We start from the raw sequence: 13,809 nt of genomic DNA on the forward strand, positions 1-13,809 counted from the left end.
TTATTCCGCCGGCCCTTCGATCTCGTCTACTCGAACCGGCTCCGGGCCGTCCCCGAAATCCGCCATGATCTCCTCGGAGGGCTTGTGTGCACGCGTGACATCTTCGTGCAAAACCGCTTCCTCTCCACCGACGAGAACCTTCGTCCCCTTCGCATAAAGGACCTGCCTTCCGAGGACAGTCTCGCCGCGTCCTGCTGCAGGGCGACCCGCGCCGGTGTGCGTCGCGGCGACAGGCGCGTTGCGCGAGGCCGGCAATGCTAGGAACGCGTCAGGGGCCTTCCTTTCCCATGCATCCTTGCGGATCAGCAGCGCCCATCCGAACGGCATGGGGTGCCCGTTCAGGTCGATGACATGTCGCGACGAGCCTTCGGACGCAAAACGGGCATCCCCCTTTGCCTGCGGCCGCTCCACGCGCCGCACCGCTGCCAGCGACTTGGCCTCGGCATGAGACGCCCAGCCAAGCCGGACGAGCGCGGCCTCCGGGTCTTTGCCGCCGCGGGAGAACTGTTTGAACACGTCCAACGCCTGGCGAAGCCTGTCCCCGTTCCCGCCTTCGAAGAACTTTTCGAGTTCCCGCTGCCAAAGCTCGGCGTGTTGCAGCTCCAACGCCGCAAGAAGACGGCCGGCCGTTTCGACGGACCGCCTGGGAACAGCCTTGCGAGATGCGGCAAGGCGCGCGCGCCACTCTCTGACGTCTTCTGCACGCAGGCCGATCGTGATCTCGATCAGCGGAGGCTCCCCGCCGTCCAGAACCGCGCGCAGCCGTTCCCGGTGCATCTGCATCTTCCCGGCGTCAAAGCCGTAGCCGTCTCTACCCTTTTTCCAGGAGACAACCTTGTCGATCCGCGTGGCGCCGGCGGGAAGCGGCGCATCTGCCACAGTCAGGTCGCGCAGCGGATCGGTGTCGGTGGCCTGTTCGTCGGAGGCAACGTCAAGCAGCATCTGCTCCAGCTCGCGCGCCTTGGCGGCCCGGCTGTCCCTGCCCTTTGGCGGCATGCGTTTCCATTCCGCAAGAGCCGGCATCTTCACCGGCGGGCGCCCGTCCGCTTGGCGAACCTTCAGCTCCCACAGGTCGCGCAGCCATGCGGTTCGAAGCGCGCCCTTGAGCGACGAGCCCGGCAGAGTCGGACGGCCGCCGGACCGGTAGAAGCCGTCAATCTCGTTCTGCCTGCCGCGCCCGCCGCCGTCGAGGTCGATGTCCTCTGCGCTTTGGGGACTGATCGAAATTCGCTCGACGATCTCCTCTCCGTCGGCGCGTTTCTGCAACTCCCGGATGAAACCTTGGGGATCCTTGTCGAACTTTCTGATCACGTCCTCACGCAGTTTGGGGTCGAGGCGGGACAGCACAGCGCGAACGGACACGCGTTCGATGAACCGGCGATCCCCGGACAACCGATAATCCTCGGGCAGCCATTTCGCCTCTTCACCGCCACCAACATGGATAGGTGAAAGCGGGACGAGGACAAATTCATGCGACTCGAACTGGGCTGAAGTCACGCCGCGTCCTCCGATGTCTCCGAAAAGGGAATTGCAATGTGTTGCGCGTTCAAGCGGATCTCGGGGTGATCCTGGTGCAGCCCCCCAAGCATCCGGCCATACGGTCCGGCAGCCTTAGGGGAAAACGTCATGCCCGGACGCGTCAGCAGGACCGGCCGCTTGAACGGGCTGCCCCCGGCCAGCGACAGTTGCGGACCGGTTCGCCCGTAATGCGCCTCAAGACGCCACAACGGCGCGCCCATCTTGTCTGGATCGATGACCCCCCGTGAAAGGCTCACCATCCGGGAGCCGTCGCAATCCGCCAGTTCCCTGTCTTCCTCGACGGAAAGGACATCCCACCGGCCGCGCCCCGTCGAGGCATCCCGCCCATAGCCCTGCTGCCCGATGGCCGACAGGGTCCGCTTGACGCGATCCCGGTCGTCCGCGGTGGAAACGTAGACGTCGATCAGGCCCGGGTCGATGCCAGCATCGCCGCCGGATGCAGAAAACCGCCAGTCCTCCTCAAGAAAGAACAGACCACCCTCTTCGAGCGTTCCGCGCCCAGATCGATGAACATGGTTATGCGCCATCCGGCGCGGCAGGCTCGGCTCGGCAATCAGGGCATCGATGGGCAGCCTCGCCTCGTCCCAGTTCCCGCGATGTTCCAGCCACGCCGCGCGTGAAACATAGATACGTTTCTTTCTCTGCTTGATGGTTTCAAGATCGTCGGGTGACAAAACCCGCGGCGTCACCAAGGGCCGCGGCAGGTATCCGGCCGGGAAGCCGTCCGAGACGGTCCATGCCCTGTCCGGATCGTCAAGCCAGTCGGACAGCGCGCTTTCTCCGTCGCTGTCGAGGATCGCCCAACAAACCTGGCCGAACAGCGTAGGTCCGACCAAGGGCGTTCCCAATGGTGCTGTCAGCCTGAGTGTGACGCGAAAGAGGGTCATCTGGCCGCATCGTCCTTTCCAAAGCTGCGACGAACGGCAGCGAGGATTTCGGCAGCCGGTTTTTCCCTGTCGAAGGCGTGACCTTTCCTGACATTGTCCAAAAGCTCGGTGCCCGCAGGGCCTTTCAAGGCAAGACCGGCAAACCGGATGCGCCCGTAGCCGCGCGATCCGGATCCCCCCAGCGCGTCCTGTTCAAGAAGATCAAACCCCTGAATCGTCCAGGCGAGACACTTCAGGTCATCCTCGCCCTCGTCTCCGCCAACCGAGAAGACCCGGAATGCCGCCTCGAAGGCGAACCGCGCACCGGGGGAACACGCTCGGTCTGGCGGGCGCCGACCCCGTCCAGAGCCTTTCCGGCGATCCTGTCGATCGTCACCTCGGTCTTGATCTCTGTCAGCTCTCGCCCCGCGGACAGGGCCTGTTCCCGCCACGCGGTGTCGAGCATCGCATCACGAACCAGAAGCCGCGTCGGGCCTTCCAGCCAGGCGTCCTTTTTCGCGGCCGTGCCGAAAATGCGCAGGATGGGATCGCCGGGCGCGACATCCTCGTCGCTCCACCCCCAGACCTTGCCGTCGCCATTGGCGCGCACCTTGCCAAACGCCCATTCCATCAGGAACCGCATCTTGCCCTTGATCGAGGAACCGGGAACGTAAGGGTCGCCTTGCGGCGTCTTGACCACCGGATTGTCGATGCCGCCGATTTCGATCTCGTCCTTGCCGGCGCCGATATGCAGTCCGGTATCGACAACAAGTGTGCCGGTGACAAGCGCCTGTCCGATATAGGCGTCAACGGTCTTTTCCGCGGCTTCCATCAGTATCTCCTCCGGTTATCACTTGTCCGGGCCGGTCCGGATCTGGCGTTCCCGTCTTTTTTGCGTTGCTCTTCGAATACCCTGTGCCACGCGACGACAGCCTCGAAATGGCGGGCGAACACCTTGAAATCGCCAATGGTGTTCACGATACGCGCATGATGCGCGGCGAACTCGGCAAGCGGTTTGCGCGCATCCTCGCGCGCGGCCGCATAGGCCGACGTCGCCTTCAGAAAGGCCATCGCGACACGGGCCTGTTCATCGTTGGCGGCCTCGCCGTCGAGTTCGATCTTGCGAAGGTCGGCGCGGACCTGACCGAAGAACCGGCGGACCTGAGAGCTCTTGATCTTCTCCCATCGCCGCGCCTCGGCCTGAGCCTCGCTGTCGAACAGCTCGTGTCGCGGGGTGCCGTCACGCGTAACATAAGCCTTGGGACGGCCGGTCGACGTCTGCGTTGTCATGACATCGCTTCCTCACCTGTTTCTGTAAATTGCATGGCTGATGGCAAGCCGGGCGCCGACCTGGTCCAGTGCTTCTCCTTGCCATCGCTCGTCGAGCCCGAAAAGTTCCAGAATGCCTGTCCGGATCGGGGCGTCGTCCCGCTTCTTGAGGTTGCGGGCGATCTGGTAGCCGAGCCTGGCCATCCACGCATAGTCCGATGGCCGCGCATGACCGGCGGCCACCCTTCGCCGCGCATCGTCGATTGCCAGCACGCGATAGAGGAACGCGGTGGAAAGTCGCCCCTCGCGCAGCCATCGGTTCAAGGTCTCCGCGCGGTCGAGCGCCTCGGAAAATGCCTCCCAGGTAAGAGGAGTGTCTTCCAGTGCGCTGACGCGGTTTCGGCCTGCGGATTTTGCTGCCTCAAGCCGGTTTTCCGCTTCCCGCGCGGGGATCGAAATCGGGGTTCTGGGATCGAAAAGCGCAATGCCCAGAGAAAAGGTCAGATCGGGATTGCCGCCCGCGAACCGCTCGAAATCGCGCCGCAGCGTTCGTGCCAGTTCGAACCCCTGCCGCCAGGGGAGAACCAGCATGAAGTCGTCGCCGCCGGCATAGACGGTGTAGCTGTCCGGGAAATCGGTTCGCAGAAGATGTGGAAGTCGCAGCGTGAAATAGGCGTCCATCATCCGCGACAGGGCGGCGCTGCGCGCCACCGACCACCGGTCGCTCAGACCGCCGGCGAAGATGCGCCCCAACCGGTCCACATCGCCCTTCAGGAGCGCCAGCATTTCCCGCCCGATGGGTTTGCCATTGACGATTTCGCGGGAATCCCGGGCCAGCGCTTGAAATGTCTTGATATGGCCTGCTTCGACGTCCTCGAGATCGGCGTAAGGGCCGATGTCGTCACCGAAACGCGCCACCCATGCCGGCCCAGGCCTCAGCGGGGCAGGCCTGTGTGGCGCGGGGTCGAGCATCCACCGCCAGCCGGTCCCGCGGTCATGCCGTGTTTCGCCTTCTCCAGAAGGCAGGAGATAGTCATGAGACAAAAGCTTCGCGGACATCTCGCCAAGACCGCCCCGGTCGGAAATGACCACGGCACGCGATCTCGGCAGCCTGTCCCCCAGCGCCGCTTCGCCCGCGCACGCCGCGCACAGACCTTCTTTGCCGGCAGGGCGAACGCCGCAGGTTCCGCAAGCGCCTTCGGCAGAGAAGGTTGCGTCCACCACTCCGTGCGCGGCCTGTCCCGCCAAGAGTTGCAGCTTGGCAATCTCGGCGGCCACGCCGATGCCGCCACGCACCTTGCCGATACGCTCGGCTCCAGTGGAGTCGTCGGACGGACCGGATACGAGGTCGTCGCAGACAAACGGATCGGAGAGCGCCAGGCCAAGGGCGAGATCGCCGCTGTACTGGTCCACGAACCAGCTGTCGAACCGGGCGCGCATACCCTTCAGGATTTTGTCTGCCTCGTCCAGATTGGGAACCAGAACCAGGAACCGCCCGCCAGCCGTCTGAAGCGCCGCGCTCATCGGCATGTCAAACGCCCGAAGGGTTTCGCGCACGCACGCATCGGCGATCAGCTGAAACCGCAGCGACCGGCCGCGAAGCGTCTTGTTCAGCCCCTTCACGCCTTCGCTCTGAAGACGGAACAAGGTCGATTGCAGCCCCGACAGATCGCCCACGACAAAGCGGAAGGCCGGAACCTCCCGGTCGGCCAGGGCGGACGGGTCCGACAGTTTTCTCCGAGACTGGTGGAAACGGAAAAGCGCCGAGGCAAAAGCCGCCACCGCATGCGAATGGTCGTGCAGCGACACGTCCGGTTGATCGACCGTCGAGGACGGCACCGACCACAGGAAACGCTCGGACAGCGACAACACCGCCTCTTCGAACGCCACCGGGTCGGCGGCACACCGACGCGCGGCCTCGTTCCATGCCGTCTTGAAGCCGTCCCACAGGGCGGAATAGCCTTTCTCGACATCTTCGCCCCTCACTTCTGCGGCAGGCAGGATCGCGTCGGGCGTCAGCTCCTGCGGCAGGTGGTGGCCACGCCTGGCGCCCCGCTCGCCAAGCCGGATATTCGTTGTCATGGCCTCGATCGGCGTGCGACGGAAACGTTCACGCGCGGGACCGCTGTCCCGCCAGGCCGCTTCCTGCTCGCTGTCCCGGGCCTTTCTTTCGAACCCGGCCGCCATCCTGTCAGCGAGCGCCACCAGAATCGACAGGGCCAGCTGCGGCTGAACCCTGTAGTCCTGAAGCGGACGGTGATGAAAAACGGCAAGGTTGCGGACCCGGCTTCTGTCGATGCCTTCGGGCCAGATCAGATCTCCGGTTTCGCACTGATCGAAAAACCAGTCGCTCCACAAGGCATGCCAATGGCTGGCCCGGCCATCCCGGGTCGGCAGGACATCGGACTGCCGGTCGAGCAGATCTTGCGGCAATCCGCCTCTGACCGCTCTCTGGATCAGTTTTCCAATGTCATGCAGAAGGCCGGCCAAGGCGACTTCGTGAACCGTGGGCAGGCTGCGATTGGTCAAGAATGCCTCCTCAGTGAATCCTGATCTCTCCTGGCGCCAGCGCGATGCGATAGACGGCATGCGACCGGGGGCCGAAGCGGTCCACCAGCTTGCCGCCGCCCGGTCGAATGGCGCAATCCCGGGCCAGGGCGTTCACCCGCGAGACCTTCTCCTCAACCCATTCGCCCTCCAGCGGATCGGTCAGGGCGAGGTCTCTCGCGCGCGGCATTTCGCGGTAATGACGCAGAAAGGCCTCCCGCGGTGTTTCCGTCCGCGATATGCCCCCCTGTCCGGCAATCCGCGCCTCGGCGACCATCGACAGGAACGCCAGCGGCATCGGGGGCCAGACATGGCCTTCGCCATCCCAGGTCAGACTCGACGACGAGCGGTCGATGACAAGCCTCGGCGCGCTGTCGGCGCCACGGATCGCCTCTTCGAATGCGGTCGGCGCGTCGAAACCGTCGCGAAGATTCGGGCCCAGTCTCGGAAACGGCAGTTCCAGCAGGCGGATGCGCACCGCCGAGGCATCTATCGCCCGCCCGTCGCGGCCGAACAGCTTTCTCGGCTGCGGGGAAGGAAAGAAGAAATCTGACCCGACGACGCCTTCGGGCTCGACAAGGACATGCGACAGACGATCCTGCGCGCGGCCGTGCAACGCCATGAGGATGCCCAGTATCGCGGCGGCCGGCTTGCGCCCTCCGGCAATCGAAACATGCAGGGCGACATCGGGCTGCGAGGTGAGATCCCGCACCAGCCGCGCCGCGCCCGCGGCGAACAGCGCCAGGGACCGCGCCGCGTCCATGTCGCCGCTGTCGCTGTCGATCTCCACGATTTCCGCCCGACCGGCCAGCGCGTCGGCGCCGGCCACGTCCCAGGCGCGCCCCCAGGCTGCGATCTGGCCGGAGACCGGATCCGTCAGATGGTCGCGCACCGCCTCGGCTCCGCGCCGCGTCGTCAGCAGGATCAGCCGCGAAGGCAGCGCCTTGCCCGCTTCGCGCAGCGCGTGCAGGGTTTCGGTCACCACCTGCGGCGACAGACCGACCGAGACCAGAAGGACAGTATCGGGGACCGGCTCAGGCATCGGGCACGATCTCCACCTGCCCAAGACCCATGCTCGTTCCCTTGCCCAGATGCATTGCAGGAAGCCAGCGCGCCAACTCACCGATGCCCGGCGCATCCGCGAAATCCACCGAGACCTCGCCCACTATGCCGCCGATCGCCTGTCGGGCCTTCTGGCGTGCCGAACGGCGCACCAGCTTGCGCCAGCGCAGGTTGCGGTCCACGATGCGCACGGCGTCCGCCTCGGCCGACAGTGCCGCGAAATCCAGCGCATCGGCGCCTTGGCCGTGGAACGTCGCCATCAGCCCGACCCGCCGCAGGATCGCGCGGCCCAGCGTCGGCCCGTCCAGCGTTCCGGCATCCACCGGCCGCCCCTGCCGGGTCAGACGAACCGGTGTCACGAAAACCATGCGCACCCGCTCGGGCAGCGGCGGGGGATCCTCGGCGGGCGCGGGAAGCGGATAGCCCTGCTCCGGCGTCCGGGCCGCCTGACCGGCAACCGCGATCTCGCGCAGGGCGAACCGCGTGCGGTCGGGGCCGAAACCGCGCGCCGCGGCCTCTTCGACCGCGCGCGCGACAAAGGGCGCATCGGCCAGCGCCGCCCCGAACAGAGTCATCCGGAAATCGATCCGCTCGACGGGCTCTCCGCGCCGGTCGCGCAGATTTCCCCGCAGGACGAACGGGTGCGGCGCGCGCCGATAGCGGCCCTCGGCCGCCCAGTCCGACCGGGTCTCGAACAGACGCACATACATGCAGCCCGATTCCAGCGGGCACCCGGCGCAATCCCGCTGCCGCATCACGCAGACAAGCCGCCGCAGCGCATGTCCGAACCCGCCCCGCAACATCGATCCGTCGAAGGCCGGGGCCCGGAACGGCGCCTGCGGTTCAAGCGAGAATCTGATCCATCCGGTCTGCACGTCAAGCATGTGCCACACCATACGAAAACACGATATGGGCGCAAGAGCGTATCGTGTCGAGACAAGCTTGTCGTCGCCGGCCCGATGAGTATGGGGGTGAGGATGGGCTTGTCAGACCGGTCCTGGCGGACTAGCCTCTGGGCAGCCCGGGCGGCCGGGCGATCGCGTCCGGGCGGAAGGCTCCGGAACAAGGGCGGAAAATCTTTCGCAGTTCGGCGTGATCGGCTCTTTGAAAACAAAGGATTTTTTCCGGCGATGGAGGTGCTTTTCCGTCACAAGTCCGGCGAGTCGCGGACGTTTTCGCAATTCGTCCGAAAACCTCTTTGGCAACAGTCACTTGCCAGGGGGGGTCAGTCGAAAGACATGCCCCGCTTCCAAGGGGATTGAGACGCCCTAAGCAACTGAATGATTCTGCGCGTGGTCGGTCGAAAGACATGCCCCGCTTCCAAGGGGATTGAGACGTGCCGAGGTGCGTGACGTCGAAGTCGGCCTCGGTCGAAAGACATGCCCCGCTTCCAAGGGGATTGAGACAGCTTGTGGAGTTTGTGCGGCCGGTGCAGTCGTGGTCGAAAGACATGCCCCGCTTCCAAGGGGATTGAGACCGCTCCATGGCCTCTATGGCCATTTCGTATCCGTCGAAAGACATGCCCCGCTTCCAAGGGGATTGAGACTGATTTGAATTTTTTGAGCGCGCAATCTCAATGCGGTCGAAAGACATGCCCCGCTTCCAAGGGGATTGAGACGGCTGCGTCAAGAGCCTGCGAAGCGGGAATTTCCGTCGAAAGACATGCCCCGCTTCCAAGGGGATTGAGACCGGTAGTCCTCGTGGATCAACGTCTCACCGTATTTCGTCGAAAGACATGCCCCGCTTCCAAGGGGATTGAGACGCCGCGAACGCGGCAGCTGCACTTTCCAAGGCCCGTCGAAAGACATGCCCCGCTTCCAAGGGGATTGAGACTCCACGTCGGCCTGCGAAAACTCGTCTAGGAAGAACGTCGAAAGACATGCCCCGCTTCCAAGGGGATTGAGAGGCGCTGATGTTCCGCACGCCAAGGTAGGTGCAATGCACCGCGAAGCCCTCGCCGCCGTCAATCCGCGCTACCATCGCGGGCAGGCGCGTGCCGGTGGGGTGCGGTGCCGCTTCGTAAAAGCGGATCGTCGCGCCATCGGGCAGATCAAGGTAGCGGTTGCGCAGGTAGGTTTGCACCAGCGTGCCGCGCGCGGGCTTGCGCTCGGGCCGGTCATGAGCATAGCTTCAGGCCTGTGTCCTGGCCCTCCTTGCTTGGACTTGGGTGTCCGGTCAAAATAAGGGCCGGTTCACGGGCCTTGGAAATTGGCGATACGGGGAACGGGATGAAGATCAAGACAAAGGAAGTTCGCATCGCCAAAGGCGTATCGCAAACTGAACTGGCAAAACGGACCGGCCTATCCCGGCCATATCTCTCACAACTTGAAAGCGGTGTACGCAACCTTTCCGCGCGACACCAGGCCAAGATCGCGGAGCCCTCGGCGTCGATGCTCGGGAATTGATCGACTTCCGCGCGCCCGACCCGTCTGACGAGGATCTTATCCTGGCGGCGTTTCGGACACTGAAGCCAGAGCAGCGTCGAGCATGGCTCGACATGGCGCGGGTAGCGATCGGCCAAATCGACCGCGACGCATGAACGGGCGATTCTGCTGGGCGCTCATTACGCTGCAGCAGCATGCGAAATCACCCCGCCGCAACCCGATTCTCGCGCTATCCGGCGGCCGATAGCCCATCATGTTTGACGTAAGCGCCTCTACTCGATCAGCCGATACAAGGCATATCGGCTGAATCGGATGGGCCTGCTCAATTTCTACAAGATTGGATGGCTCGTCTCTGGTGGGGGAGACCGAGGTCGAGGCGTCGATCGAGTCCGACGCGATGCAGGCGTAGCGCGCACCACATGGGGGCCAGAATGGGGGCCGGATCGCCTCGGCCCTTTTTGTTCCCGAGAATTTTCATGTAGTTACCAGAGAATAATGGTGCGGGCGGTGGGACTCGAACCCACACGGGCCAGGCCCTTCGGATTTTAAGTCCGATATGTCTACCATTCCATCACGCCCGCACGCGCCCCGGGTCGGTGCCGGGTGCGGCATCTCTAACCGCTGCAACGGGCAAGCTCAATCGGCTTTGCCGCCCTCGTCTCCGCTGATCGCGGCGCGGATCTCTCCGACACCCAGGCACGCCGGCCCGCCCGACTCGGCGCGGCGCACCAGTCCCGCGACCGCCCGGCAGATCGGCGTCGGCACGCCGTGACGCGCGCCCAGCGCGATGATCCGGCCTTGAAGGCTGTCGATCTCGGTCGGCCGGCGCTGCATCAGATCGTGGGCCATCGAACTGCGCGCCTCGGCGTCGATGGTCAGCGCACGGGCGGCGATGCGCGCAAACAGGAAGGTGGGCAGGCACAGCAGGCGCGGCGTGAGCCACAGCGGAATCGGCGTGGCGGGCTTCGCGGGGATGCCTGCGGCAGCCAGCACCGCCAGCGCCTCGGCCATCTGGTCGGCCATCAGCCGCCGCCAGTCGCGGTCCATCAGCTGGGCGCGCAACGGCAGGCCCGACAGCGCGTTGAGCGCGTTGTTGAGGTTCATCAGCAGCTTGCCCCACTGGATCGCGGCGATCTCGGGGCTTTCGGAGACGGGCAGCCCGTTGACGGAGAGAAGCCCGGCCAGCCCCCCCTGCCCCGCGCCGATCACGATGTCGCCCGAGCTTGCCCGGTGCCAGCGGCCCGGACCCGCCGGCACCACGTTGAAGGGCACCATGCCCGCGCGCACGTCGCGCCCGGGAAGCGCCGCGCGCAGGAGGTCGGCATTTTCCACCCCGTTCTGGAGGCTCACCACCACCGCGACCGGCGGCGCGTGATCGGCGATCAGCCGGGCCATGTCGGGGGTGGCGGGGGTCTTGACCGTGACCAGCACCACGTCGGCCCCGGTCAGGCCGGCGGGATCCTCGGTCAGGGCCAGCCGGTCGGCGGGCAGGCGGACATCGAGCCCCGCGAAATCCGTCAGATGCAGACCCTGCGCCCGAATGTCGTCGAGGATCCGCGCCCGCCCAAGAAGCGTGACGCGATGCCCGCCCGCCGCCATCAGGCCGCCGACGAAACAGCCGATGCTGCCCGCGCCGGCGACCACGATATGGGACGAGCCGGGCATGGCGCCGTCAGACCCCGAGGCACCAGCGCATGATCGCCTTTTGCGCGTGCAGGCGGTTCTCGGCCTCGTCGAAGATCACCGAATGCGGCCCGTCCATCACCGCGCTGGTGGCCTCTTCCTCGCGATGGGCGGGCAGGCAGTGCATGAACAGCGCGTCGGGCTTGGCGTGGGACATCAGTTCCTCGTTCACCTGGTAGGGCCGCAGCAGGTTGTGGCGGCGTTCCCGCGTGGACTGGGCGTCGTGCATGCTGACCCAGGTGTCGGTGACCACGAGATCGGCGCCCTCGACCGCCTTTGCCGGGTCGCGTTCGACCACCACCTTGCTGCCCTTCTGCCGGGCGAAGCCGATGAATTCGTCCTCGGGGTCGAACTGGGCCGGGCCGGTGAAGGTGAGGTCGAAGCCGAACTGCCCCGCCGCGTGCAGGAAGGAGGCGCAGACATTGTTGCCGTCGCCGCACCAGACCACCTTTTTCCCGGCAATCGGGCCGCGGTGTTCCTCGTAGGTCATCACGTCGGCCATGATCTGACAGGGATGGGTGCGGTCGGTGAGCCCGTTGATCACCGGCACGTCGGCATATTCCGCCATCTCCAGCAGCACGCTTTCGTCGAAGGTGCGGATCATGATGAGGTCCACATAGCGGCTGAGCACGCGGGCGGTGTCGGCGATGGTTTCGCCGTGGCCGAGTTGCATGTCACTGCCCGAAAGCACCATGGTCTGACCGCCCATCTGGCGCACGCCCACGTCGAAGGAGACGCGGGTCCGCGTGGAGGGCTTTTCGAAGATAAGCGCGACCATGTGGCCGGCCAGAGGCTGTTCGTCGTCGGGGGCGCCCCGCTTGCGGCCCTTGCGCGCCTGTTTCATCGTTTCGGCCTTGTCGAGGATGACCCGCAGGTCGGCCGGTTCGGTCTTGTGGATGTCGAGAAAGTGGTTCATGTCGTATCGCTTTTCCTTGGGCGAAGGCCGGGGGCGCTGCCCCCGGACCCCCGGGATATTTTCAGCAAGAGGAAGATCAGGAGGGTTCGAGCCGCGAAGCGGCGCGGTCGAGGCGGGCGACGGCCTCGGAGATTTCCTCGTCCGAAATGGTCAGGGGCGGCAGCAGGCGCACCACGTTGTCGGCCGCCGGCACGGTGAGGATCTGCTCGTCGTAGCCCGCGGCGACGAGGTCGGTATTGGCGGCCTTGCATTTCAGCCCCAGCATGAGGCCCGCGCCGCGCACCTCATCAAGGATGTCCGGGTGCGCGGCCACCAGGGCTTCGAGCTTCTGGCGCAGAAGGCCCCCCTTGCGGCCCACTTCGGCGAGGAAGGCCGGATCCGCGACCCGGTCGAACACCGCACAGCCCACCGCGCAGCCCAGCGGGTTGCCGCCATAGGTGGAGCCGTGGGTGCCCGCGGTCATGCCGCGCGCGGCCTCTTCGGTGGCCAGCACCGCGCCCAGCGGGAAGCCGCCGCCGATGCCCTTGGCCACCATCATGATGTCGGGCGCGATCCCCGCCCATTCATGGGCAAAGAGCCGCCCCGTGCGGCCCATGCCGCATTGCACCTCGTCGAGGATCAGCAGAAGGCCGTGCTCGTCGCAGATCGCGCGGATCTCGCGCAAGGCCGCATCGGGCAGCGGGCGGATGCCGCCTTCGCCCTGGACGGGCTCAACGATCACCGCGCCGGTGGTTTCGGTGATCGCCGCCCGCAGCGCCTCCGTGTCGCCCCAGGGCAGGTGGACGAATCCCGGCAGCAGCGGGGCGAAGCCGCGGGTGAGCTTCTCGCCCCCCGCCGCCGCGATCCCGGCCGAGGAGCGGCCGTGAAACGCGCCTTCGAAGGCGATGATGTCGGTGCGCTCGGGCCGGCCGTGATCGTGCCAGTACTTGCGCGCCATCTTGACCGCCAGTTCGCAGGCCTCGGTGCCGGAATTGGTGAAGAACACCGTGTCGGCGAAGGTATGTTCCACGAGCCGGTCGGCCAACGCCTGCTGTTGCGGGATCCGGTAGAGGTTCGAGACATGCCAGAGCTTTTGCGCCTGTTCGGTCAGCGCGGCCACCAGGTCGGGATGCGCATGGCCCAGCGCGTTCACCGCGATCCCCGCGCCGAGGTCGAGGAAACGTCGGCCGTCCGCCTCCACCAGCCAGGAGCCTTCGCCCGAAACGAAGGAGAGCGGCGCGCGGTTGTAGGTCGGCATGACGGACGGGATCATTCTGTGCATCCTCTTTGCAGCATGGACCCAGTGAGTGCATCACCAGGGCCGGTTTCGTCAATGAAAAGGGTGGATTGGGCGCCGGAATTCAGGCGCGGGTGATCGATGCGCGCTCAGGCGGCGCGGCGTCGGCGTCGGTTCGCGATGATGTGGTGCCGTTCGATCATGGCGGACGTCATAGCGCGGCTTGCCCGTCAGGAAAAGGGAAAAGTTCGCCGCCCCCGCCGCGACAACGGCGCGCGCCCCGGCCCGGCATTCCCGAAGGCCGGGAGACCCGCGGTCCCTTGTAAC

11 protein-coding genes, 1 tRNA gene, 1 pseudogene and 1 CRISPR repeat array are annotated in these 13,809 nt (G+C 65.7%); of the genes and pseudogenes, 1 reads left to right on the plus strand and 12 read right to left on the minus strand.

Annotated elements, in window-relative coordinates; translation table 11 throughout:
• The 8 genes and pseudogenes from csm5 to C4S70_RS19535 form a co-directional block, all read right to left on the minus strand.
• Positions 1-1,497, minus strand: coding sequence for a type III-A CRISPR-associated RAMP protein Csm5 (csm5, locus tag C4S70_RS11965; protein WP_160114875.1), 1,497 nt, complete (start codon positions 1,495-1,497; stop codon positions 1-3).
• Entirely contained in the window at positions 1,494-2,426 is a 933-nt protein-coding gene (gene csm4, locus C4S70_RS11970) for a type III-A CRISPR-associated RAMP protein Csm4 (RefSeq protein ID WP_146064213.1), read from the minus strand. The genes csm5 and csm4 overlap by 4 nt, the downstream gene beginning before the upstream one ends.
• Positions 2,427-2,658: 232 nt before the next feature.
• Entirely contained in the window at positions 2,659-3,237 is a 579-nt protein-coding gene (gene csm3, locus C4S70_RS11975) for a type III-A CRISPR-associated RAMP protein Csm3 (RefSeq protein WP_104008337.1), read from the minus strand.
• Positions 3,237-3,695: a type III-A CRISPR-associated protein Csm2 gene (gene csm2, locus C4S70_RS11980; RefSeq protein ID WP_104008338.1), complete on the minus strand. Its 459-nt coding sequence runs from the start codon at positions 3,693-3,695 to the stop codon at positions 3,237-3,239. The genes csm3 and csm2 overlap by 1 nt, the downstream gene beginning before the upstream one ends.
• 12 nt (positions 3,696-3,707) lie before the next feature.
• Positions 3,708-6,203: a type III-A CRISPR-associated protein Cas10/Csm1 gene (cas10, locus tag C4S70_RS11985; RefSeq protein WP_104008339.1), complete on the minus strand. Its 2,496-nt coding sequence runs from the start codon at positions 6,201-6,203 to the stop codon at positions 3,708-3,710.
• Positions 6,204-6,213: 10 nt separating this feature from the next.
• Positions 6,214-7,263, minus strand: a complete 1,050-nt coding sequence (gene csm6, locus C4S70_RS11990) for a CRISPR-associated ring nuclease Csm6 (protein WP_160114876.1) — start codon at positions 7,261-7,263, stop codon at positions 6,214-6,216.
• The gene (cas6, locus tag C4S70_RS11995; protein WP_160114877.1) at positions 7,256-8,167 is read right to left on the minus strand and encodes a CRISPR system precrRNA processing endoribonuclease RAMP protein Cas6; all 912 of its coding nucleotides are present in this window, start codon (positions 8,165-8,167) and stop codon (positions 7,256-7,258) included. Before cas6 ends, csm6 begins: the two co-directional genes overlap by 8 nt.
• A gap of 344 nt (positions 8,168-8,511) precedes the next feature.
• Positions 8,512-9,189: a CRISPR direct-repeat array (repeat unit 37 nt; unit sequence GTCGAAAGACATGCCCCGCTTCCAAGGGGATTGAGAC).
• A gap of 29 nt (positions 9,190-9,218) precedes the next feature.
• A pseudogene (locus C4S70_RS19535) lies at positions 9,219-9,374 on the minus strand (DUF7146 domain-containing protein); the annotation flags it as partial.
• 137 nt (positions 9,375-9,511) lie between these two features.
• On the opposite strand from C4S70_RS19535, the gene C4S70_RS12000 reads away from it, so the two are divergent.
• Entirely contained in the window at positions 9,512-9,688 is a 177-nt protein-coding gene (locus C4S70_RS12000; RefSeq protein ID WP_104008342.1) for a helix-turn-helix domain-containing protein, read from the plus strand.
• Between the two features lie 475 nt (positions 9,689-10,163).
• On the opposite strand, the gene C4S70_RS12005 is transcribed toward C4S70_RS12000, so the two are convergent.
• The 4 genes from C4S70_RS12005 to C4S70_RS12020 all read right to left on the minus strand — a co-directional run bounded on the left by C4S70_RS12005 (position 10,164) and on the right by C4S70_RS12020 (position 13,518).
• Positions 10,164-10,248: transfer RNA gene (locus C4S70_RS12005), tRNA-Leu, on the minus strand.
• Between the two features lie 55 nt (positions 10,249-10,303).
• A complete protein-coding gene (locus C4S70_RS12010) occupies positions 10,304-11,332 on the minus strand; it encodes a 2-dehydropantoate 2-reductase (protein ID WP_104008343.1) in 1,029 nt (342 codons plus the stop codon).
• Between the two features lie 7 nt (positions 11,333-11,339).
• Positions 11,340-12,266: an ornithine carbamoyltransferase gene (gene argF / locus C4S70_RS12015; protein WP_104008344.1), complete on the minus strand. Its 927-nt coding sequence runs from the start codon at positions 12,264-12,266 to the stop codon at positions 11,340-11,342.
• 76 nt (positions 12,267-12,342) lie between these two features.
• Positions 12,343-13,518, minus strand: coding sequence for an aspartate aminotransferase family protein (locus C4S70_RS12020; RefSeq protein WP_104008345.1), 1,176 nt, complete (start codon positions 13,516-13,518; stop codon positions 12,343-12,345).
• Positions 13,519-13,809: the final 291 nt, after the last annotated feature.

The organism is Jhaorihella thermophila (assembly GCF_900108275.1).
Lineage (GTDB): Bacteria > Pseudomonadota > Alphaproteobacteria > Rhodobacterales > Rhodobacteraceae > Jhaorihella > Jhaorihella thermophila.